Consider the following 986-nt stretch of genomic DNA (forward strand, 5'->3'; position numbering starts at 1 on the left):
CCGGCGCTGAGCCACGCCATCCTGGTGCACAACGCCGCCGGCGGCCAGCAGGCCGACGGGCTGATCATCACCCCGTCGCACAACCCACCGGCCGACGGCGGGATCAAGTACAACCCGCCGCACGGCGGGCCGGCCGAATCCGAAATCACCGGCCCGATCGCCCAGCGCGCGAACGAGCTGCTTGAATCCGGGCAGATCCGCCGGGCCGAACCGGACGCCGAGGCGTTCGACTTCCGGGAACTGTACGTCACCGACCTGGCCGAGGTGATCGACTTCGCCGCGATCGCCGAGTCCGGGATCAGCATTGGCGCCGACCCGCTGGGCGGGGCCTCGGCCACTACTGGGGGAAATCGGGCGGCGCTACGGGCTGAACCTTGAGGTGGTCAACGAGCGGGTGGACCCGCGGTTCGGGTTCATGACCCTGGACAAGGACGGCAAGATCCGCATGGACTGCTCCTCCCGGATGCGATGGCCTCCCTGGTGGCGAACCGCCGCAGCTACGACATCGCCACCGGCAACGACGCGGACGCGGACCGGCACGGGATCGTCACCCCGGACGCCGGGCTGATGAACCCGAACCACTTCCTGGCCGTGGCCATCGACTACCTGCTCACCCACCGCCCGCAGTGGCCGGGGGACGCGCAGGTGGGCAAGACCCTGGTCTCCTCGGTGCTCATCGACCGGGTCATCGCCGCCCACGGCCGCCAGCTGCTGGAGGTGCCGGTGGGCTTCAAGTACTTCGTGCAGCCGCTGGCCACCGGCCGGGCGGTGTTCTGCGGGGAGGAATCGGCCGGGGCCTCCTTCCTGACCCGGGACGCGCCGTTCAGCACCGACAAGGACGGGATCATGCTGGCGCTGCTGGCCAGCGAGATCCGTGCGGTCACCGGCCAAGTCCCCCAGCCAGCTGCACGCCGCTGGTGCGGGAACACGGCACCAGCTACTCGCCCGCTTCGACGCGCCGGCGGACCTGCAGCAGAAGGAGGTGC

General features: G+C 70.5%; 1 pseudogene. It reads left to right on the plus strand.

Annotation, left to right across the window (positions count from 1 at the left end):
- Nucleotides 1-986, plus strand: a pseudogene (locus JCM19049_RS21355) (phosphoglucomutase, alpha-D-glucose phosphate-specific); the annotation flags it as partial.

The sequence above is a fragment of the Arthrobacter sp. JCM 19049 genome (assembly GCF_001310435.1).